This is a genomic window from Pseudoxanthobacter sp. M-2 (assembly GCF_046156265.1).
Classification (GTDB): Bacteria; Pseudomonadota; Alphaproteobacteria; order Rhizobiales; family Segnochrobactraceae; genus CAMDHY01.
Map to the genome: position 1 here is coordinate 138,093 of NZ_JAWDIR010000044.1, position 19,852 is coordinate 157,944.

Genomic DNA, 19,852 nt, shown 5'->3' on the forward strand with positions numbered 1-19,852 from the left:
CCAAAGACAATTCCAGAGGTGAAGCGATGGCGAAGGGCGACAAGGGGCGGACGTCAGCGGTGCTGGATCGCATGCTCACGCTCGAGGTGGTCCGGGTGACCGAGCGGGCGGCGGTGGCGGCGGCGCGTCTGCGCGGACGCGGCGACGAGAAGGCCGCCGACCAGGCCGCCGTCGACGCCATGCGCCGCGAGCTCAACCGCCTGCCGATCAAGGGCACCGTCGTCATCGGCGAGGGCGAGCGCGACGAGGCGCCGATGCTCTACATCGGCGAGGCCGTCGGCACCGGCGAGGGCCCGAAGGTCGACATCGCCCTCGACCCGCTCGAGGGCACGACGATCTGCGCCAAGAACCTGCCGAACTCGCTCGCCGTGCTGGCCCTGTCGGAGGGCGGCGGTCTCCTCAACGCCCCCGACGTCTACATGGACAAGATCGCCATCGGCCCCGGCTACCCGCCCGGCCTCGTCGATCTCGACGCGTCGCCGGCCGAGAACATCGCCGCGCTCGCCAAGGCGAAGGGCGTGCCGGTCGGCGAGATCACCGCCTGCATCATGGACCGCACGCGCCACGAGGCGCTGATCGAGGCGGTGCGCGCCACGGGCGCCGCCATCCGCCTGATCGGCGACGGCGACGTCGCCGGCGTCATCCACACCACCGATCCGGACGAGACCGGCATCGACATCTACATCGGCATCGGCGGCGCGCCCGAGGGCGTGCTGGCGGCGGCGGCGCTGCGCTGCATCGGCGGCCAGATGCAGGGCCGGCTGATCCTCGACACCGAGGAGAAGCGCGCCCGCGCCAAGCGGATGGGCGTGCTGGAGCCGAACAAGAAGTACGACCTCACGGAGATGGCCTCCGGCGACGTCTTCTTCGCCGCCACCGGCGTCACCGACGGCAACTTCCTCGACGGCGTCGCCTTCAAGCGCGATCGCATCGAGACGCACACGGTGGTGATGCGCTCATCCACCGGCACCGTCCGCTTCATCAAGTCGACCCATCTCGACTTCTCGAAGTTCGAGAACGATTGACGAATCGCGCCGCGGCCGGCTCCCGTCGGGGATGGACGCGATCGCGGCGATAAAGGATCGGGCGGGGGCCGGTGGCCCCCACCGCACGGACGACGAGCGGCCGCTGTTCGACGTCGCCGCTTCGGTGACAGGAAAGAGCTGGCGGCCGCGCCTCGATGCCGCCGGCGAGGCGACCGCGCTCGCCATCGCCCAGCGCCACGGCCTGCCGGACGTCGTCGCCCGCGTCGTCGCCGGCCGCGGCATCGGCGTCGACGCCGTCGAGGCGTTCCTCGCCCCGAGCCTGCGCACCGCCCTGCCGGACCCCTCCATCCTCACCGACATGGACCGCGCGGCCGCCCGCCTCGCCGACGCGGTCGAGCGCGGGGAACCCGTCGGCATCGTCGCCGACTACGACGTCGATGGCGCTTCTTCCGCGGCGATCCTCGACCGCTATCTCGGCCTCCTCGGCCGCCGCCCGCGCGTGCACGTGCCGGACCGTGTCGCCGAGGGCTACGGCGTCGGCCTCGTCGCCGTCGACACGCTGGCGGAGGCCGGCGCCCGCCTCATCGTCGCGGTCGATTGCGGCACGTCCAGCCACGCCGCGCTCGCCCACGCCGCCTCCCTCGGCCTCGACGTCGTCGTCCTCGACCACCACCCGGCGCCGACCGTGCTGCCGCCGACGGTGGCGCTGGTCAATCCGAACCGCCAGGACGACCTCTCCGGCCTCGGCCACCTCTGCGCCGCCGGCGTCACCTTCCTCGCCGTCGTCGCCCTCAACCGCGAACTGCGCCGCCGCGGCCGCTTCGCCGGCGGCCGCGAGCCGGACCTCCTCGCCCTGCTCGACCTCGTCGCCCTCGGTACCGTCTGCGACGTCGTCCCGCTCACCGGCCTCAACCGCGCCTACGTCTCGCGTGGGCTGGCGGTGATGCGGCTGCGCGCCAACCCTGGCCTCGCGGCGCTCGCCGACGCAGCCCGCCTCAGCGGCCCGCCGGCCGCCTGGCATCTCGGCTTCCTGCTCGGCCCGCGCATCAACGCCGGGGGGCGCATCGGCGACTCGGGCCTCGGCGCCCGTCTGCTTGCGACCGACGATCCGGTCGAGGCCGGCCGAATCGCCGCCGACCTCGACACCCTCAACCGCATCCGCCAGGACGTCGAGGCCGAGGCGCTCGCCGAGGCCGACGCCATGACGCTGACGCTCGGTGACGATCCGGTCGTCGTGGTCGCGGGCGCGCGCTGGCATCCGGGCGTCGTCGGCCTCGTCGCCGCCCGCCTGAAGGAGCGCACCGGTCGCCCGGCGATCGCGATCTCCGGCGAGAACGGCGCCGGCTCCGGCCGCTCGATCTCCGGCGTCGACCTCGGCGCCGCCGTTACAGCCGCCGTCGAGGCCGGCCACCTCGCCAAGGGCGGCGGCCACGCCATGGCTGCTGGCCTCACCGTCGCCGCCGACCGCATCGACGGCCTGCGCGCCTTCCTGTGCGAGCGCCTCGGCCCCGCCGTCGAAGCCGCTCGCGCCCGCGCCGGGCTTTCCATCGACGCACCGCTGTCGGCCGCCGCCGCCTCGCCGGAACTCGTCGAGATGATCGAGAAGGCCGGGCCGTTCGGCGCCGGCTGCCCGGAGCCGGTGTTCGCCTTTGCCGGCCACCGCATCGTCGACGCCCTCGTCGTCGGCGGCAGCCACGTCAAGGTGACGATCGCCGGTGGCGACGGCGCGCGGCTGGAGGCGATCGCCTTCCGCGCCGCCGAGGCGCCGCTCGGCCGCGCCCTGCTCGCCGCCCGCGGCAGCGTCCGCCACGTCGCCGGAACCCTCGGCATCGATGTCTGGGGCGGCGGCCGCAAGGTCGTGCTGCGCCTCGTCGACGCCGCCGAGCCCGGCCGGCCGCACGGCGGCTGAAGACGCGGCCCTCTCCGCCTTAACCTGACCTTTACGATAACGCGCCACTCTCTGCCTGCGCGTCGCTTGAAGGTTCTGCGTCGCGATGCGCACTAGCTTCGCGGGGCGTCGGCAACGACGCCCCGCTTCGCGTTCCGGGTTACGGCCGACTGGTCCGGTCACCGGACCAGTCGGCAGCGCGCACCGGCCCGCGCGCCACGGCGCCACCCAGGGGCCCGTCCAGCCCTCACGGGAAGCTTCCGCCATGGTAAACAAGCCGTTGCACAGGCTGATATAATTGTTTCGTTAAGCCTGCCGCTTAACCTCGACTTCACGCCGGTTCGCGAGGCTCCCAGTCCGATCGCTGGAGGGGAGCCGCTCACCGATGAGCCCGATTGCCGCAACCGTTCGTGTAGTCGATCGCGGGGTCGGCGAGGACGTCGGCCGACGGCCGCGCCGGACCAGCTCCGCCCGCGTCGCGATCGGCGGCGACACCGCGCGCCTGCCGCTCGACGAGGTGCTGGTCGGCGATTCGATCGCCGTGATGGAGAGCCTGCCGGCCGGCTCCGTCGACGTCGTCTTCGCCGATCCGCCCTACAACCTGCAGCTCGAAGGCGCGCTCCACCGGCCCGACCAGTCCCGCGTTGACGCCGTCGACGACGACTGGGACCGCTTCGACTCGTTCGCCACCTACGACACGTTCACCCGCCGCTGGCTCGCCGCCGCCCGCCGGCTCCTGAAGCCCAACGGCACGCTGTGGGTGATCGGCTCCTACCACAACATCTTCCGCGTCGGCACGAGCCTGCAGGACCTCGGCTACTGGGTGCTGAACGACGTCGTCTGGGTGAAGTCGAACCCGATGCCGAACTTCCGCGGCCGCCGCTTCGCCAACGCCCACGAGACGCTGATCTGGGCGGCGCGCGACCGCGACGAGAAGGGCTACACCTTCAACTATCACGCGCTGAAGGCCTTCAACGACGATCTGCAGATGCGCTCCGACTGGAACTTGCCGATCTGCTCCGGCGGCGAGCGCCTGCGCGACGGAGAGGGGAGCAAGCTGCACCCGACCCAGAAGCCGGAGGCGTTGCTCTACCGCGTGCTGCTCGCCTCGACGAAGCCCGGCGACGTCGTCCTCGACCCGTTCTTCGGCTCCGGCACCACCGGCGCCGCCGCCCGCAAGCTCGGCCGCCGCTTCATCGGCATCGAGCGCGACGAGGGCTATGCGGCCGCTGCCCGCGCCCGCATCGCCGCCGTCGAGCCGGCCCCCGACGGGGCGCTGGAAACGCTCGCCGGCAAGCGCGGCGCGCCGCGCGTGCCGTTCGGGGCGTTGCTGGAGGCCGGCCTCGTCGCCCCGGGAACGGAAGTCACCGATTCCCGCCGCCGCCACCGCGCCCTGGTGCGTGCCGACGGCTGCCTCGAATCGGGCGCCCACGTCGGCTCGATCCACAAGGTCGGCGCTCTCGTGCAGGGCCTCGAGGCGTGCAACGGCTGGACCTTCTGGCACCTCGACCAGGGTGCCGGCCCGCAGCCGATCGACGCGCTGCGCGAGCGCATCCGCGCGGCGTTTGCCAGCGGCGCCTGAGGCCGGCCGCCGTCGCGCCTACGGCGCCGCCGGCAGCGTCCGCATCAGCGCCGTCTCGTCGAGGGGCACCTCGCCCGCCGGAAAGCCGTTCTGCTGCAGGATGAAGGCGGTGATCGGCAGCAGCGTCGACGCTGGCAGCGAGCCGGGGTTCACGGCCGGCATCGTCGTGTGCTCGACGCCGTAGAGGTCCGACAGCGGCTGTCCGCCGAATGTCTTCAGGAACGCCGGGCCCTTCAGCGCCGGGCCGTCGGCGCCGGTGAGGTCCGGGCGGTGGCACTCGGCGCAGTAGTTGTTGAAGAGCTGCTGGCCGCTCGTCGCCTGGGCGGCGGTGAACCAGCCGTCGCGCGGCGCCGCCGTGCCAGCGTCCTGCGCCGAAGCGGCCAAGCCACCGGCAAGGCCGATTGCCGTCAAGGCGAGGACGAGCGCTGCCGCGGCGATGGCGCCGCTCGGTGCCGACATATCGATGGCAGCCTCCCCCGATCGCGCGCCGGCGCTGCTGCGCTTCTGCTGCGGGCGGTCGCTAGGCCGCGTCGCCACCGCGCCGCCGCGATTCCGGCGCAGTGACCGCCATGCTATCCCTCGGATTCGAGGTTCACAAAGGGGCGCGTGCAGATGGGTGAAGTGAATATCTGCGGCGTCGTGCCGGCAGGCCGGCCGGGCCTCTTGCACGCCGCCGGCCGCCGGCTGGCAATAGCCGCGGTCGGGCTCCTGGTCGCCGTCGTCGCGGGCCTGTCGGCGGTCGCCCCGGCGGCTGCCACGACCACCCATCGCTTTCCCGGTCTGAAATTCACCTTCGAAGCGCCGCCGGGGTGGGGGGTCTACACGGTGGCCGGCCAGCGGGTGCCGGACCCGCGCGCGAACTTCCACACCGAGATCGCGCTGATGGACCTGAAGTACGGCGACTACATGCCGGTCATCGAGTTCACGCGGCCCGCACCGGACGCCTCGATGTCGCCGAGCATCAGCATCTTCGCGACGCAGCGTGGCGAGGGCGACACCTTCGACCGCGCCCGCTGGGTTCTCGACAACGTCATCGGCTTGAAGAGGTCGAATACGATCGGCTTCGAGATGACGATGCAGCCGCGGAAGTTCACCACCGGCAAGATCGACTTCCTGTTCGCCGATCTGATTTACGGAATGAATATGCCGGACGGCAAGCAGTACGGCATGTACGACCAGACCTTCGTCATCGATGCGAAGACGATGCTGCTCATCGTCGACGTCAAGACGGGGGCGGACGACGCCCTGTCCCGACGCCAGGCGACCGACCTGATGAAGTGGTTCACCTTCGACTGACGGCTGCTACGCCACTATTGGGGTAGCGCGGCGTCAGCGCTTCCGCGGCCGGCCGGTCGATACCGGTGCCTCGAGCGCCCCGGCGACGACCTTGCGGAAGAGCGAGGGCAGCGCCTCGCCGTCGATGTCGGCCGCCGCCGACCACCACATTCCGGCCGGTGCGGCCGTCGCCGTCGGCACGCTGGCGCGCCACACGTCGAGCTCCAGGTGGAAGTGCGTGAAAGTGTGCGCCACCGGCGCCGGCAACCGTCGCCACTCGGCGGCGAGCGGGGCGTGCGAGGCCGGATTCTCCGGGGGCTCCGCCCGCCATTCGCTGCCGGGGACCTCGGTCATGCCGCCGAGCAGGCCGCGCGGCGGGCGACGTCGCACCAGCACGGCACCGTCGGTGCGTACCGCGACGAAGGCGGCGCCGCGCCGCACCGGCCGCGCCGTCTTGGCGGCCTTCAGCGGATAGAGCTCCTGCGTGCCCGCGGCCCGCGCCCGGCAGGCCTCGCTCCACGGGCAGAGGCTGCAGGCCGGCCGCTTCGGCGTGCAGATCGTCGCGCCGAGGTCCATCGTCGCCTCGGCGAACTCGCCCGGCCGGTCCGCCGGCACCAGTGCTGCGACGCGCTCGCGCACCAGTGCCTTCGCCGCCGGCAGCGGCGTCTCGATCGCGTAGAGCCGCGTGAACACCCGCTCGACATTGCCGTCGACGACGGCTGCCGGCTGGTCGAAGGCGATCGCCGCGATCGCCGCCGACGTATAGGCGCCGATGCCGGGAAGCGCCGAGAGGCCAGCTTCCTCGCCGGGAAAGCGGCCGCCGTGGTCGGCCGCCACCACTTCGGCGCAGCGCTTCAGGTTGCGGGCGCGGGCGTAGTAGCCGAGGCCCGCCCACGCCTTCATCACGTCGCCCTCGTCGGCCGCCGCGAGGTCGCCGACCGTCGGCCAGCGTGCGGTGAAGGCCTCGAAGTAGCCCTTCACGGCGGCCACCGTGGTCTGCTGCAGCATCACCTCCGACAGCCACACCCGGTAGGGATCCGGCCGCGCGCCCTGCCGCCGCTCGGCCGGTCCTGCCCGCCACGGCAGCCGCCGCGCATGCCGGTCGTACCAGGCGAGCAGGTCGGCAGCGCGAGGGGCCGGGAGGGGTGATGTCTGAGGGGTCGTGGGAGCCTGCATGAGCATGGCGCCAAGATAGTGGACCTTCCCGCCGCTTCGATAGCGCACCGGCGGGCCATCCACACCGGCTTTGGAATCGAGGATGAAACCGTGCAGGGGCTGCATGTGCTGCACGGGGCACGCGACCGCGACTGGCTGCTGTTCCCGGAGTGAGCACTGCTTCCGGTTGGCCTCGGGTCTGTGTTTGCACCGCAGCGCTTGCGTCCCCCGCCGCACCTGCGCGACACTGCACCAGCCGGACCGCGGGGGCTCGGCGCTCTCTTGCGACGCCGCGGATGGCGCCGTGACGTGAAAGGACACCGGCGGATGCGGCGCGAGCCCCGCCCGATCGCCGACCTCGTCGGCCGCGCCATCGACCCGGCCTGCCGCCGGCGCGGCTTCGCGTCCTCGGAGCTGGTGACGCTCTGGCCGGAACTCGTCGGCGCCGAGGTGGCGGAAGGCTCGCGGCCCGAGAAGCTCGTCTGGCCGCGTCGGCGCGGTGAGGCGGGGGAGGGCGAACCGGCGACCCTCATGGTTTCCGCCGACGGTCCGACCGCCCTCATCCTCACCCACGCCGGCCCGCAACTCGTCGAGCGCCTCAACGCCTTCCTCGGCTGGCGGGCGATCGCCCGCATTCGCGTCGAGCAGAATTTCCGCCCGCCGCCGCCCCCGCCGGTCCGCCGGCGCACGCGTCCGCTCGCCCCCGACGAGGCTGCCGCATTGGCCGCGAGGGCCGGCGGCATCGCCAATGGCGGGCTCCGGCAGGCGGTCGAGCGGCTCGGGCGCGCGGTCTTGTCCTCTGGACCCGCTCCGGCCGGTCCCCATGTTCGCCCCAATCCTGCGGTTCCATCCTCGTCCACGGCGAGGGTGAAGCCCCCCTTTTCCCCTGCGCATCGAGGAGTTCCCACTTGAGACTGACCCGCAGAGAGGTCATCGGCGGTGCCGTCGCACTGTCGGCCGTCGCCGGCTTCGGACTGGCGCCGCTGCCCGCATGGGCGCAGACCGTCGATATGGCGGCCCTCACCGAGGCCGGGCCACTGGGCGACGAGGCGATCGGTTCGGCCGACGCGCCGGTGACGATCATCGAGTACGCATCGCTCACCTGCGGCCACTGCGCCGCCTTCCACATGCAGACCTATCCGGCGCTGAAGGAGAAATACATCGACACCGGGAAGGTGCGCTTCATCATGCGCGAGTTCCCGCTCGATCCGCTCGCCGCCGCCGCCTTCATGCTGTCGCGTTGCGCCGGTGACGGCAAATATTTCGGCATGGTCGACCTGTTCTTCGAGAAGCAGGCCGACTGGACGCGCACCGACGATCCGGTGGCTGCCCTCCTGAACCTGTCGAAGCAGGCCGGTTTCACACAGGAGAGCTTCGAGGCCTGCTTGACGAATCAGGAGCTCCTCGACGGAGTGAACGGCGTCAAGGACCGTGGCGCGCAGTTCGGTGTCGATTCGACCCCGACCTTCTTCGTCAACGGTCAGGTGGTCCGCGGGGCCAAGACGATTGGCGAGTTCGACGCGATCCTGGAGCCCATGCTGCCCTAGCGAGCCGCGCCTTCCGAAGTCCGGCGGCGCGCGCGCAGGCGTGCGCGCCGCCGGTCCGTCGGCCCCGACCCTCCCGGGGGGCCGACCTTGAAGTTCGTCAAGCTCCGCATCGCCGGCTTCAAGACCTTCGTCGAGCCGACGGACGTGCCGATCGAGACCGGCATGACCGGCGTGGTCGGCCCCAATGGCTGCGGCAAGTCCAACCTCGTCGAGGCGCTGCGCTGGGTGATGGGCGAGAGCTCGTCGAAGAGCCTGCGCGCCTCCGGCATGGACGACGTCATCTTCTCCGGGTCGACGCGCCGCCCGGCGCGCGACCGCGCGGAAGTCACCCTCGTCCTCGACAACGCCGACCGCACCGCTCCCGCCGGCTTCAACGACGCCGACACGCTGGAGGTGACGCGCCGCATCGAACGCGAGGCGGGCTCGGTCTACCGCGTCAACGGCCGCGACGTCCGTGCCCGCGACGTGCAGCTGCTGTTCGCCGATGCCTCCACCGGCGCCCGCTCGCCGGCGCTGGTGCGGCAGGGCCAGATCGGCGAGCTGATCGCGGCGAAGCCCGCCCAGCGCCGCGGCATCCTCGAGGAGGCGGCCGGCATCACCGGCCTGCACTCGCGCCGCCACGAGGCGGAGCTGCGGCTGCGCGCCGCCGAGCAGAACCTCGCCCGCGTCGAGGACGTCATCACCGAGATCGAGGGTCGCCTCGACGGCCTGCGCCGCCAGGCCCGCCAGGCCTCGCGCTACCGCAACCTCTCCGGCGAGATCCGCAAGGTCGAGGCGGGGCTGCATTACCTCAAGTGGATCGCAGCCCGCGCCGCCGTCACCGATGCCGACGAGGCGCTCGCCGCCGCGGCAGCCGCGGTCGAGACGCGCGCCGCGGTGCAGTCGGACGCCGCCCGTGACCAGGCGGTTGCGGCCGCGGCGATGCCGCCGGTGCGCGAGCGCGAGGCGTCCGCCACCGCCGCCCTGCAGCGCCTGCGCCTCGCCGCCGAGGCGCTCGCGGCGGAAGAGAAGCGCACGGTCCAGCGGATCGCCGAGCTCGAGCGCCGTGCCGCCGAGGTGGAGGTCGACGCGGTGCGCGCCGCCGCCGTCGGCGACGAGGCGCGCGCCCGTCTCACCGCCCTCGACGAGGAGGACGCCGCGCTCGCCGCCGAAGACGCGGCCGTCGAGGCGCGCTCGGTCGCGCTGGCGGCCGAGCAGACGGCCGCTGAAGCCGCGCTCGCGGAGGCCGAATCGGCGCTGGCGGAGGCGACCCGGCGCGCCGCCGATGCGAGTGCCCGTCGTGCGGCGCTGGAGCGCGGCGAGCGTGAGGCCGCCGCCCGTCTCGCCGGCCTCGACCGCGAGCTCGAAACCCTGTCCCGCGAACGCGCCGCGGTCGAGGCGACCCGCGCCGGTGCCGGCTGCGAGCCGCTGCGCGCCGCGCTGGCTGCTGCCGAGACCGCCCAGACCGAGGCCGAGGCGGCGCTCGCCGCCGCCGAAGCCGCCGCAACCGGCGCCCGCGAGCGCGAGGCCGCAGCCCGCGCTCCGGCTCAGGCGGCGGACACCGCTCTCGCCCGGCTCGAGGCCGAGGCGAAGGCGCTCGCCCGCGTGCTCGCCGCCGCCACCCCCGGCGGCCACGCGCCGGTGCTCGACGCCGTCTCCGCCGACCGCGGCTACGAGCGCGCCCTCGCCGCTGCTTTGGGCGACGACCTCGAGGCCTCGCTCGACCCGCGCGCGGCGTCGCGCTGGGAGGGTGCGGAGGCTGCGGGCGATCCGCCGCTACCCTCGGGCGTCGCGCCGCTCTCTGCCCATGTCCGCGTGCCGCTGGCGCTCGCCCGCCGCCTCGCCCAGATCGGCCTCGTCGAGCCCGCCGAGACAGCAGCGCTGCGGCCGCTGCTGAAGCCCGGCCAGCGCCTCGTCAGCCGGGCCGGCGACCTGTGGCGCTGGGACGGCTTCGTCGCCGCCGCAGATGCCCCGACCGCCGCCGCCCAGCGCCTCGCCGAGCGCAATCGCCTCGCCGAGGTCGAGGCCGCCGCTGCCACCGCGCGCACTGCCGCCGAGGCGGCTCGGGCCACCCACGCGGACGCCCAGGCCGCCGTAGGCCCCACCGGCGCTGCCGAGCGGGCGGCGCGCGAGGCCGTCCGCGCCCGCCAGGCCGACGTCGCCCGCGCCCGCGACGGCCTCGCCAAGGCCGAGCGCCGCCTAGCCGAGGTCGACGCCAAGGCACGCTCGCTCGCCGACCTCGCGGACCGTCGCGCCGCCGATCGAGAGGCAGCCGCGACGGCGCACGCCGCCGCCCGTCAGGCCCTCGCCGACGCTCCGGTCGCTGGCTCCGAGGACACCGTCATCGCCGAGCGCCGCGCCGTCGTGGCGGAGCGCCGTGCCGCCGCCGGCGAGGCGCGCGCCGCCGCCGCCACCCATGCCCGCGAGGCCGAGCTGCGCGGCCGCCGCCGCCGCCAGATCGTCGCCGAGCGCGAGACCGCCGGCGAGCGCGTCGCCGCGGCGACCGCCCACCGCACCCAGCTCGCCGACCGCCGGGCGGCGATCGTCACCGAGCAGGCGGCGCTTGCCGACGCCCCCGTCGAGATCGGCCGCCGCCGCCGCGCGCTGGTCGAGGAGATCGCCACAGCCGAGGCCACGGCGTCGGCCGCCACGGAGGCCCGCACCGCCGGGGAGGCAGCGCTCGCCGTCGCCGACCGGGCCGCACGCGATGCGCTGGAGGCCCTGTCGGCGGCGCGCGAACTGCGCGGCCGCGCCGAGGAGCGGCGCGAAGCCGCCCTCCAGCGCCGCGCCGAGATCGAGGCGGCGATCGGCGAGGCCCTCGACGCCCCGCCGGAAGAGGCGGCGACGGTCGCCGGCTTCGCACCCGCGGCGCCGCTACCGGAACCGGCCGGCCTCGAAGCCCGCCTCGAGCGGCTGAAGCTCGAGCGCGAACGGCTCGGCGGCGTCAACCTGCGGGCGGAGGAGGAGGTCGTGGAGGCCGAAACCCGCCGCGACACCCTGGTCTCCGAGCGCGACGAGCTCGTCGAGGCGATTCGCCGCCTCCGCCAGGCGATCCAGACGCTGAACGGCGAGGCGCGCCAGCGCCTGCTCGCCGCCTTCACCGTCGTCGACGGCCACTTCCGCTCGCTGTTCCGCCACCTCTTCGACGGTGGTGAGGGCGAATTGGCACTGGTCGATTCGGACGACCCGCTGGAGGCCGGTCTCGAGATCATCGCGCGCCCGCCCGGCAAGAAGCCGCAGACGCTGACGCTGCTGTCGGGTGGCGAACAGGCGCTGACGACGATGGCGCTGATCTTCGCGGTCTTCCTCACCAACCCGGCGCCGATCTGCGTGCTCGATGAGGTCGACGCCCCGCTCGACGACGCCAATGTCGAGCGTTTCTGCGATCTCGTCGCCGAAATGACGAAGCGCACCGACACCCGCTTCCTCATCGTCACCCACAATCCGATCACGATGGCGCGGATGAACCGGCTGTTCGGCGTGACGATGGCCGAGCGCGGCGTCTCCCAGGTGGTGTCGGTGAGCCTGGAGACGGCGGAGGAGTTTCGTCAGGCCGGCTGAGCGCCGCAGGCCCGGCGGGCCGATTGTCGCAACCCCGCGCCACGACCGAAACTTATTATCTTTCAAAGCTTTGTGGCCTTCCGGGGATTCCTTGACAGCGGCTCCGGCGCCTGACTATTGTGCGCCCGGTTTCAGGGGTGGTCGGCCCCGCGAGGCCCGTTTCTGCGCGACACGCCAAGACGTGCTGCGATGCCTCCCGGAGCCATCCGGGTGGCCGCTTTCAGGAGGCTGGACGCGATGTCCGATCGCGGCTCTGGCGGACGAGGCCCCTCGGGGCCGGGCGGTGAGCACGGAAATGGGCGTCCGGAAGACGATCGCGCCCTGGCGGACCGTCTGCAGCGCCTCGGCCGATCGCTCGATCGGCCCGGCGCGAAGGACGAGCCGGCTTCTTCCGCCTCGACGGCCTCGTCGGGGTGGGGGCAGGCGGTGCGGGTCAGTTCCGAGTTCATCGCCGGCGTCATCGTCGGTGGCGGTATCGGCTGGATCGTCGACTGGTTCTTCGGTATCTCGCCGATCGGGCTGGTGATTTTCCTGCTGCTGGGTTTCGCGGCCGGCGTCCTCAACGTACTGAGGGTCACCGGCCGGGCGACCACACCGGGGCGAGATCCGACGAAGCGCTGACGGCGGGAACGCCGCGGCAGACGGCGGGTCGGCAAATGCCGGCCCGGAGTTCCGGCGGCGATGCCGGCCAACGAGACGGAGCGGGCGCGAGCCCGCGCGCAGAGGGGCTAGACGGTGGCGAACGACCCGATCTCCCAGTTCGTTATCAAACCCATCGTCGACATCGACGTCGCTGGCGTTGATCTCTCTTTCACCAATTCCGCCCTGTTCATGGCGCTGACGGTCGGCTCCGTCGTCCTCTTCCTCGTGCTGTCCACCACCGGTCGCGGCCTCGTGCCCAATCGCTGGCAGTCGATGGCCGAGATGTCCTACGAGTTTGTCGCAAACACCTTGCGAAGCTCGTCAGGAACCGAGGGCATGCGGTTCTTCCCGCTCGTCTTTTCGCTGTTCATGTTCATCCTGTTCGCCAACCTGTGGGGCATGTTCCCCTACTTCTTCACGGTGACGAGCCACATCATCGTGACGTTCGCGCTGGCGATGCTGGTGATCCTGACGGTGGTGATCGTCGGCCTCGTGCGGCACGGCACCCACTTCTTCGGCATCTTCATCCCGAGCGGCGTGCCGATGGCGCTGATCCCGCTCGTCTCGCTGATCGAGATCATCTCCTTCCTGTCGCGGCCGATCAGCCTCTCCGTCCGTCTGTTCGCCAACATGCTCGCCGGCCACATCACGCTGAAGGTGTTCGCCGCCTTCATCGTCACCCTCGGCGGGCTCGGCATCGGCGGCTGGCTTGGCGCCGTGCTGCCGCTCGGCATGACGGTGGCGCTGACAGCGCTCGAGTTCCTCGTCGCCTTCCTGCAGGCCTACGTCTTCACCGTGCTGACCTGCATGTACCTCAACGACGCGATCCACCCCGGCCACTGAGGCCAGGGCGGCGTCGCCCGTCCCGTTCGACACGTTCTCATCATCCCGCCTTTCACCAAGGAGCACACACATGGAAGCGGATGCGGCAAAGGCCATCGGCGCCGGTATCGCCTGTCTCGGCATGGGCGGCGCGGCCGTCGGCCTCGGTAACATCTTCGGCAACTACCTCGCCGGCGCCCTGCGCAACCCGTCGGCCGCCGACGGCCAGTTCGGCCGCCTGATCTTCGGCTTCGCCGTGACCGAGGCGCTCGGCATCTTCTCGCTGCTCGTCGCCCTGATCCTGCTGTTCACCTGATCGCGTCGCGCCCGGCGGCGCCGGCCTTCGCGCCGGCACCGCCCGAGGACGACGCGACCGGTCGGCATCGCGCCCGAGACCGGGCGATGATGCGGATCGGTCGCCCGGTGCGCGCCGCGCTCCCGCTGTCCGCCCCCTCGGGGCGCGGTGGGGTCGCGGCCTGCGCTGTGCAGAGTGGCTTTGGCACGTCGGGACCCGGTGCCCGGACGGGAGAGGTCGATGGCGACCGAAAGCGAAGTGATGCAGGAGTTGGCGACCGACGTGGGAGGCGCCGCCGTGGAACACGCAGGTGATCACGCCGTCGTCTTCCCGCCGTTCGATACGACGACGTTCGCCTCGCAGCTGTTCTGGCTCGCGATCACCTTCGGGCTGCTCTACTACCTGATGGCCCGGGTGGTCGTGCCGCGCATCGGCGGCATCCTCGAGGACCGCAGCGACCGCATCGTCGGCGACCTCGCAGAGGCTTCACGCCTCAAGGAGGAGAGCGAGCGCGTCATCGAGACCTACGAGGCGGAGCTCGCCGAGGCCCGCCGCAAGGCGCAGGCCATCGCCGAGGAGCGCCGCGCCGCTGTGAACGCCGATCTGGCCGAGAAGCGCAAGGCGGCGGAGAGCGGTCTCGCCGGCAAGCTCGCCGAAGCGGAAGGGCGCATCCGCTCGATCCGTGACAAGGCACTGTCGGAAGTCGACGGCATCGCCACCGAAGCCGCCGAGGCGGTCGTGGCAAGGCTCGCGCCGGTGACGGTCGACACCGCCGAGGCGGCCGCTGCCGTCGCCCGCGTGAAGCGCCAGGAGGCCTGATCATGGACGCGACATTCTGGGCGCTGGTCGGCCTCATCCTGTTCTTCGTGCTGATCGCCTACCTGAAGGTTCCGGCCAAGATCACGGCCGCCCTCGACAACCGCGCCGACCGCATCCGTCGCGAGCTGGAGGAGGCGCGTCGCCTGCGCGAGGAAGCGCAGGCCGTGCTCGCCGAGTACCAGCGCAAGCGCAAGGAAGCCGAGGCCGAGGCCGAGACGATCCTGTCGACCGCCAAGGTCGAGGCCGAGCGCATGACCACCGACGCCCGCGCGGCGCTGGACGAGATGATCGCCCGGCGCACCGCCACCGCCGAGACGAAGATCGCCCAGGCCGAGGCCCAGGCCGTCGCCGAGGTGCGCGCCCGCGCCGCCGAGGTGGCGGTGGCCGCCGCCCGGGTCATCCTCGAGGACAAGGTGAAGGGCGACGTCGCCGGTCGCCTCCTCGACGAGGGCATCGCCACGGTGAAGGCCCGCCTCAACTGAGGCCCCCGCGCCGCCCGCGCGGCGCGCCGGACAGATTTTGCGAAGGCCGCTCCGGCAACGGGGCGGCCTTCGTCGTTTCCGGCACCCTTCGGCGCGCGACGGGCCCACCGCCGACATCCCTCCACGCGCATTTTTCTGCGACTCCGCGGAATAAGCCGGCCCCCCTCGCGTTCTTCCCCTGTGCGCCCCGAGACGGCGCCGGCCCGCCCTTCGGCGACCGGTCTGAGCCTCGCGGCGACGGTCGATGTCGTGGGGTGACCGGCGCCGAGGCGCCGGGTCCGGAAATCAGGAGACGCAGATGTCGAAGTTCATGTCCGCCGCGGTTTTCGCCGCCTTAGCCGTGCCGATGGCGCTCGCCGCCGCCACGCCCACCAGCGCCGAGGAGCGGATCTGCCGCTCGTCGCTCGGCAAGGTGACGGTCGACAATCTGAAGGTGCCCTCGAAGGCCACCTGCAAGCTCGACGGCACCCGCGTGAAGGGGTCGATCGTCGTCGAGACCGGCGCCACCCTGGTCGCCGCGCGGGTGGTGGTGATCGGCAACGTCCAGGCCGAGGGCGCCAAGGCGGTGACGGTGCGCCGCGCCTCGCGCGTCGGCGGCTCGGTGCAGGTGAAGCAGGGCGGCGCCGCGATGGTCGAATCGAGCACGGTCGACGGCTCGATCCAGCTCGAGCAGAACAAGGGCGCGATGAAGGTCGTCGGCAACACCGTCGGCGCCGACGTGCAGGCCTTTCAGAACACCGGCGGCGTCACCGTCGAGGCGAACGTCGTCGACGGCAACCTGCAGTGCAAGGAGAACGCACCGGCCCCGGTCGGCGGCGGCAACACCGTGCAGGGCAACAAGGAAGACCAGTGCCGCAAGCTGTAACGCGCAACCCGGCCTGGACAACCGGCCGGCGGACGACGGAACGGGCTGCGGGTGACCGCGGCCCGCTTTCGCATCAGCCGAGCGCGAGCCGCGCCCGCACCGGCTCGAACGAGCGGCGGTGATGGATGCAGACGCCGAGCTCCGCGAGGGCGGCGGCGTGTTCGGCGGTGCCGTAGCCCTTGTGGCGCTCGAAGCCGTAGCCGGGCACGGAGCCGGCGAGCGCCGTCATCAGCCGGTCGCGCGTCACCTTGGCGACGATCGAGGCAGCCGCGATCGAAGGCGAGCGGGCGTCGCCGCGGACCAGCGCGCGGCCCTCGCAGGAGAGCCCCGGCGGCACGTCGCGCCCGTCGACCAGCGCGCCCGCCGGCCGGTCGGACAAGCCCGCGACGGCGCGTGCCATCGCCCACAGCGTCGCGCCGCGGATATTCATGGCGTCGATGCGGCCGGGCGAGGCGAGCACCACCGAGACGTCCGCCACGTCGAGGATCGCGGAAAACAGCCGCTCGCGCGCCTCCGCCGTCAGAACCTTGGAATCGCCGAGCCCCTCCGGCGGCCGCTTGCCGTGGAAGACCACGGCCGCCACCACCACCGGCCCGGCCCAGGGCCCGCGTCCGGCCTCGTCGACCCCGCAGACCGGTCCGCCGAACGCCTTGCGCGCCGCCCGGTCGAGGGCGGGGTCGGGCACGTCCGGCACGAGGTCGGGGAAGAGCGGCAACGCGTTCATGGGCGGGCAGGGTGGCGGGGCCGGGGATGATTCGCAACGCGGCCTTCCGCGCCGTCCCCGCTGTTCAGGGGGGCGTCAGTCGCCGCGGGCTGAAGCAATGCCTCTACGGCCGCTGATATTTGATGAACGGCGTCAGCTTGCCGACGTGGTCGTAGAGGCGGCGGCCCTTCTCGTTGAAGTGCTGCGTCATCCAGTAGGTCGCTTCGGCGCCGGCCGCGTCGGCGGCGGCATAGGTCGCCTCGATCAGCGCCTTGCCGACCCCGCCGCCGCGCACGTCGGAGGCGACGAACAGGTCCTCCAGATAGCAGTAGGGCCCGATCGCCCAGGTGGAACGATGGAACAGGTAGTGCGCGAAGCCGACGAGCCGCCCGTCCGCATCGACCGCCACCAGCCCGTGCGGGTCCACCGCCGGATCGATGAGCCGCCGCCACGTCTCCTCGGTGATGTGCGGGGGAAGGTCCTCCTCGTAGAAGACGAGATAGCCCGCCCACAACGGGTCCCACCCGGTGCGGTCGGAAGCGGCGATCGGGCGGATTGTGAGGGACATGGGGTCTCCCGGGGTCAACGATCCGTCTTCGCCGCGAATGCCTTGAACGCCTCGGCATAGTCCGGGTGCCAGCGCGACAGGGGCGGGCGGTTCTCGACGATGTCGCCGGCGGCCCAGAGGATGCGGCGTTCGTCGAGGGCGCGCGGCACGTCGTTGTCGGGGCAGAGGATGTAGAAGTCGCCGGCGGCGAGGCGCTCCAGCATGAAGTCGGCGGTCTCGTCGGCCGTCCAGGCGCCCGCCGGCTTCTCGGTGCGGCCGCCGGCCGTCAGCCCCGTCCAGACGAAGCCGGGGATGAGGAGGTGGGCTGAGAGCCGTGACCCGTCCGTGTTGCGCAGGGTGTGCTGCAGCGCCTCGCTGAAGGCCTTCACCCCCGCCTTCGAGACGTTGTAGGCCGGGTCGCCCGGCGGCGTGGTGATGCCCTGCTTCGAGCCGGTGTTGATGACGAGCCCCGGCCGGCCGCGGGCGATCATGCCGGGCACGAACACCTGGGAGCCGTGCACGACGCCCCAGAGGTTGACCGCGAGCACCCGCTCCCAGTTCTCCAGCGGCCCGAGGATGTCGCTGCCCGGCTGGATGCCGGCGTTATGCCGGCGTTGTTCATGAGCACGTCGGTGCCGCCGAAGCGGGCGGTGACCGCCGCCTCCAGCGCCGCCAGCGCGGCGCGGTCGGAGACGTCGGTCTCCATCGTCATCACCGCCGCGGCATCGCCGGCGGCCTCCGTCAGCACGGTGGCCGCCTCCGCCAGCTTTGCTGCGCCGAGGTCGGCGATGCAGACCTTCATCCCCAGGCGGGCGAAGCGGGCGGCGCTCGCGAGCCCGATGCCCGCCGCGCCACCCGTGACGACGGCGACGGCGCCTGGAACGAGGGCGGGGTGGGACATGAGGGCCTCCTTCAAGACGCCGCGGGGCAGCTCCAGCCGGCGTGCCCCTTCGCGGCGCTCGCGGGTCACCCCGAGGGGCCGCGAAGCCAGGGCACCGGCTTCACGGCCCCTAGAGCGGGATGTTGTCGTGCTTCTTCCAGGGGTTCTCGAGGTGCTTGTTGCGCAGCATGCGCAGGCCCCGGCAGACGCGGCGGCGCGTCGAGTGGGGCATGATCACCTCGTCGATGTAGCCGCGCTCGGCCGCCACGAACGGGTTGGCGAACCGCGTCTCGTATTCCTTGGTGCGCGCCGCGATCTTGGCGGGATCGCCGAGCTCGGACCGGTAGAGGATCTCGACCGCGCCCTTCGCCCCCATCACGGCGATCTCGGCCGTCGGCCAGGCATAGTTGAGGTCGCCGCGCAGGTGCTTCGAGGCCATCACGTCGTAGGCGCCGCCGTAGGCCTTGCGGGTGATGATCGTCACCTTCGGCACGGTGGCCTCGGCATAGGCGAACAGCAGCTTCGCGCCGTGCTTGATCAGGCCGCCATATTCCTGCGCCGTGCCCGGCAGGAAGCCCGGCACGTCGACGAAGGTGATCAGCGGGATGCCGAAGCAATCACAGAAGCGGACGAACCGCGCCGCCTTGCGGGAGGCGTCACTGTCGAGCACGCCGGCGAGAACCATCGGCTGGTTGGCGACGATGCCGACGGTGCGTCCCTCCATCCGGCCGAAGCCGACGACGATGTTGCGGGCGTAGGCCTCCTGGATCTCGAAGAAGTCGCCCTCGTCGACCGTCTTCAGGATCAGCTCCTTGATGTCGTAGGGCTTGTTCGGGTTGTCGGGGATCAGCGTGTCGAGCGACAGGTCGACCCGGTCCGGCTCGTCGTAGACCGAGAGCTCCGGCACGTCGGCCTGGTTGTTGGCGGGCAGGAAGTCGATCAGGCGCCGCATCTCGAGGAGCGCGGTCACGTCGTCGTCGTAGCCGCCATCGGCGATCGACGACTTCGTCGTGTGGACCGAGGCGCCGCCGAGCTCTTCCGCCGTCACCGTCTCGTTGGTGACGGTCTTCACCACGTCCGGCCCTGTGACGAACATGTAGCTCGTGTCGCGCACCATGAAGATGAAGTCGGTCATCGCCGGCGAATAGACGTCGCCGCCGGCGCACGGCCCCATGATGACGGAGATCTGCGGGATGACGCCCGACGCCAGCACGTTCCGCTGGAACACCTCGCCGTAGCCGCCGAGCGCCGCGACGCCCTCCTGGATGCGGGCGCCGCCGGCGTCGAACAGGCCGATGATCGGCGCGCGGTTCCTGAGCGCCATGTCCTGGACCTTCAGGATCTTCTGGGCGTGCGTCTCCGACAGCGAGCCGCCGAACACCGTGAAGTCCTTGGCGAACAGGTAGACCGTGCGGCCGTTGACGGTGCCCCAGCCGGTGACGACGCCGTCGCCGGGATACTTCGTCTCGCCCATGCCGAAGTCGGTGGCGCGGTGCTCGACGAACATGTCGAACTCCTCGAAGGAGCCCTCGTCGAGCAGCACCTCGATGCGCTCGCGCGCCGTCAGCTTGCCGCGCGCGTGCTGCGCGTCGATGCGCTTGGTGCCGCCGCCGAGCCGGGCCACCGCCCGCCGCTGCTCGAGCTCCTCGAGGATATCGCGCATGCCCCCTCCGTCCCGCCCTGCCGTTCGTGTTGCCGGCTCATAGCATGGCCGCGGGAGCGTCGCACCTGATCGAAAGGCGAGGGGGCGGGGAGGCCTGGCAGGCCGGCCGGTCCCAAGCCCCGAGAGGTGGGGCGGTGCAAACCCTTGATGAGTCATTCCCG

The 19,852-nt window shown here is 72.2% G+C and carries 19 protein-coding genes and 1 pseudogene; 14 read left to right on the plus strand and 6 right to left on the minus strand.

Annotation, left to right across the window (positions count from 1 at the left end):
• Window positions 1-26 precede the first annotated feature (26 nt).
• The 3 genes from glpX (at window position 27) to RUR49_RS20460 (ending at window position 4,456) form a co-directional block, all read left to right on the plus strand.
• The gene (glpX, locus tag RUR49_RS20450; protein ID WP_409148279.1) at window positions 27-1,025 is read left to right on the plus strand and encodes a class II fructose-bisphosphatase; all 999 of its coding nucleotides are present in this window, start codon (window positions 27-29) and stop codon (window positions 1,023-1,025) included.
• 31 nt (window positions 1,026-1,056) lie between these two features.
• Window positions 1,057-2,895 (plus strand): single-stranded-DNA-specific exonuclease RecJ, encoded by a 1,839-nt coding sequence (gene recJ, locus RUR49_RS20455; RefSeq protein WP_409148280.1) that lies wholly within the window; start codon window positions 1,057-1,059, stop codon window positions 2,893-2,895.
• A 364-nt stretch (window positions 2,896-3,259) separates the two neighbouring features.
• On the plus strand, window positions 3,260-4,456 hold the full coding sequence (locus RUR49_RS20460; RefSeq protein WP_409148281.1) for a site-specific DNA-methyltransferase: 1,197 nt from the start codon (window positions 3,260-3,262) through the stop codon (window positions 4,454-4,456).
• A gap of 18 nt (window positions 4,457-4,474) precedes the next feature.
• Here RUR49_RS20460 and RUR49_RS20465 read toward each other — a convergent pair whose 3' ends face one another.
• Window positions 4,475-4,915, minus strand: coding sequence for a c-type cytochrome (locus RUR49_RS20465; protein WP_409148282.1), 441 nt, complete (start codon window positions 4,913-4,915; stop codon window positions 4,475-4,477).
• Between the two features lie 153 nt (window positions 4,916-5,068).
• Between RUR49_RS20465 and RUR49_RS20470 the strand changes: the two genes are divergently transcribed.
• Window positions 5,069-5,752, plus strand: coding sequence for a hypothetical protein (locus RUR49_RS20470; RefSeq protein ID WP_409148283.1), 684 nt, complete (start codon window positions 5,069-5,071; stop codon window positions 5,750-5,752).
• 33 nt (window positions 5,753-5,785) lie between these two features.
• Here the strand turns inward: RUR49_RS20470 and mutY are convergent, their stop codons facing one another.
• A complete protein-coding gene (gene mutY / locus RUR49_RS20475) occupies window positions 5,786-6,907 on the minus strand; it encodes an A/G-specific adenine glycosylase (protein ID WP_409148284.1) in 1,122 nt (373 codons plus the stop codon).
• A gap of 18 nt (window positions 6,908-6,925) precedes the next feature.
• Here mutY and RUR49_RS20480 point away from each other — a divergent pair, with 18 nt between their 5' ends.
• The 10 genes from RUR49_RS20480 to RUR49_RS20525 all read left to right on the plus strand — a co-directional run bounded on the left by RUR49_RS20480 (window position 6,926) and on the right by RUR49_RS20525 (window position 15,898).
• Entirely contained in the window at window positions 6,926-7,060 is a 135-nt protein-coding gene (locus tag RUR49_RS20480; RefSeq protein ID WP_409148285.1) for a hypothetical protein, read from the plus strand.
• Window positions 7,061-7,213: 153 nt separating this feature from the next.
• The gene (locus RUR49_RS20485) at window positions 7,214-7,798 is read left to right on the plus strand and encodes a DUF721 domain-containing protein (RefSeq protein ID WP_409148286.1); all 585 of its coding nucleotides are present in this window, start codon (window positions 7,214-7,216) and stop codon (window positions 7,796-7,798) included.
• Window positions 7,795-8,433, plus strand: a complete 639-nt coding sequence (locus RUR49_RS20490; RefSeq protein ID WP_409148287.1) for a DsbA family protein — start codon at window positions 7,795-7,797, stop codon at window positions 8,431-8,433. The genes RUR49_RS20485 and RUR49_RS20490 overlap by 4 nt, the downstream gene beginning before the upstream one ends.
• Before the next feature lie 87 nt (window positions 8,434-8,520).
• A complete protein-coding gene (locus RUR49_RS20495; RefSeq protein ID WP_409148288.1) occupies window positions 8,521-11,973 on the plus strand; it encodes a chromosome segregation SMC family protein in 3,453 nt (1,150 codons plus the stop codon).
• A 237-nt stretch (window positions 11,974-12,210) separates the two neighbouring features.
• Window positions 12,211-12,594 (plus strand): AtpZ/AtpI family protein, encoded by a 384-nt coding sequence (locus tag RUR49_RS20500; protein ID WP_409148289.1) that lies wholly within the window; start codon window positions 12,211-12,213, stop codon window positions 12,592-12,594.
• Between the two features lie 114 nt (window positions 12,595-12,708).
• Window positions 12,709-13,458, plus strand: coding sequence for a F0F1 ATP synthase subunit A (locus RUR49_RS20505; RefSeq protein ID WP_409148290.1), 750 nt, complete (start codon window positions 12,709-12,711; stop codon window positions 13,456-13,458).
• 70 nt (window positions 13,459-13,528) lie between these two features.
• The gene (locus RUR49_RS20510) at window positions 13,529-13,753 is read left to right on the plus strand and encodes a F0F1 ATP synthase subunit C (protein WP_409148291.1); all 225 of its coding nucleotides are present in this window, start codon (window positions 13,529-13,531) and stop codon (window positions 13,751-13,753) included.
• Window positions 13,754-13,972: 219 nt separating this feature from the next.
• Window positions 13,973-14,551 (plus strand): F0F1 ATP synthase subunit B, encoded by a 579-nt coding sequence (locus RUR49_RS20515; RefSeq protein WP_409148292.1) that lies wholly within the window; start codon window positions 13,973-13,975, stop codon window positions 14,549-14,551.
• Between the two features lie 2 nt (window positions 14,552-14,553).
• Complete coding sequence (locus RUR49_RS20520; protein WP_409148293.1) at window positions 14,554-15,033, plus strand: F0F1 ATP synthase subunit B; 480 nt, start codon at window positions 14,554-14,556, stop codon at window positions 15,031-15,033.
• A gap of 298 nt (window positions 15,034-15,331) precedes the next feature.
• Window positions 15,332-15,898, plus strand: coding sequence for a hypothetical protein (locus tag RUR49_RS20525; protein ID WP_409148294.1), 567 nt, complete (start codon window positions 15,332-15,334; stop codon window positions 15,896-15,898).
• A 73-nt stretch (window positions 15,899-15,971) separates the two neighbouring features.
• On the opposite strand, the gene RUR49_RS20530 is transcribed toward RUR49_RS20525, so the two are convergent.
• The 4 genes and pseudogenes from RUR49_RS20530 to RUR49_RS20545 all read right to left on the minus strand — a co-directional run bounded on the left by RUR49_RS20530 (window position 15,972) and on the right by RUR49_RS20545 (window position 19,691).
• A complete protein-coding gene (locus RUR49_RS20530) occupies window positions 15,972-16,622 on the minus strand; it encodes a ribonuclease HII (RefSeq protein ID WP_409148295.1) in 651 nt (216 codons plus the stop codon).
• A gap of 103 nt (window positions 16,623-16,725) precedes the next feature.
• Complete coding sequence (locus RUR49_RS20535; protein WP_409148296.1) at window positions 16,726-17,169, minus strand: GNAT family N-acetyltransferase; 444 nt, start codon at window positions 17,167-17,169, stop codon at window positions 16,726-16,728.
• Between the two features lie 14 nt (window positions 17,170-17,183).
• Window positions 17,184-18,049, minus strand: a pseudogene (locus tag RUR49_RS20540) (SDR family NAD(P)-dependent oxidoreductase).
• Between the two features lie 109 nt (window positions 18,050-18,158).
• On the minus strand, window positions 18,159-19,691 hold the full coding sequence (locus RUR49_RS20545; RefSeq protein WP_409148297.1) for an acyl-CoA carboxylase subunit beta: 1,533 nt from the start codon (window positions 19,689-19,691) through the stop codon (window positions 18,159-18,161).
• Window positions 19,692-19,852: the final 161 nt, after the last annotated feature.

Excerpts from the sequence above, each read along its gene's own strand:
- glpX (WP_409148279.1), top strand. The coding sequence starts at position 27 with ATGGCGAAGGGCGACAAGGGGCGGACGTCAGCGGTGCTGGATCGCATG.
- recJ (WP_409148280.1), top strand. The coding sequence starts at position 1,057 with ATGGACGCGATCGCGGCGATAAAGGATCGGGCGGGGGCCGGTGGCCCC.
- RUR49_RS20460 (WP_409148281.1), top strand. The coding sequence starts at position 3,260 with ATGAGCCCGATTGCCGCAACCGTTCGTGTAGTCGATCGCGGGGTCGGC.
- RUR49_RS20465 (WP_409148282.1), bottom strand. The coding sequence starts at position 4,915 with ATGTCGGCACCGAGCGGCGCCATCGCCGCGGCAGCGCTCGTCCTCGCC.
- RUR49_RS20470 (WP_409148283.1), top strand. The coding sequence starts at position 5,069 with ATGGGTGAAGTGAATATCTGCGGCGTCGTGCCGGCAGGCCGGCCGGGC.
- mutY (WP_409148284.1), bottom strand. The coding sequence starts at position 6,907 with ATGCAGGCTCCCACGACCCCTCAGACATCACCCCTCCCGGCCCCTCGC.
- RUR49_RS20485 (WP_409148286.1), top strand. The coding sequence starts at position 7,214 with ATGCGGCGCGAGCCCCGCCCGATCGCCGACCTCGTCGGCCGCGCCATC.
- RUR49_RS20500 (WP_409148289.1), top strand. The coding sequence starts at position 12,211 with ATGTCCGATCGCGGCTCTGGCGGACGAGGCCCCTCGGGGCCGGGCGGT.
- RUR49_RS20510 (WP_409148291.1), top strand. The coding sequence starts at position 13,529 with ATGGAAGCGGATGCGGCAAAGGCCATCGGCGCCGGTATCGCCTGTCTC.
- RUR49_RS20515 (WP_409148292.1), top strand. The coding sequence starts at position 13,973 with ATGGCGACCGAAAGCGAAGTGATGCAGGAGTTGGCGACCGACGTGGGA.
- RUR49_RS20520 (WP_409148293.1), top strand. The coding sequence starts at position 14,554 with ATGGACGCGACATTCTGGGCGCTGGTCGGCCTCATCCTGTTCTTCGTG.
- RUR49_RS20525 (WP_409148294.1), top strand. The coding sequence starts at position 15,332 with ATGTCGAAGTTCATGTCCGCCGCGGTTTTCGCCGCCTTAGCCGTGCCG.
- RUR49_RS20530 (WP_409148295.1), bottom strand. The coding sequence starts at position 16,622 with ATGAACGCGTTGCCGCTCTTCCCCGACCTCGTGCCGGACGTGCCCGAC.
- RUR49_RS20535 (WP_409148296.1), bottom strand. The coding sequence starts at position 17,169 with ATGTCCCTCACAATCCGCCCGATCGCCGCTTCCGACCGCACCGGGTGG.
- RUR49_RS20545 (WP_409148297.1), bottom strand. The coding sequence starts at position 19,691 with ATGCGCGATATCCTCGAGGAGCTCGAGCAGCGGCGGGCGGTGGCCCGG.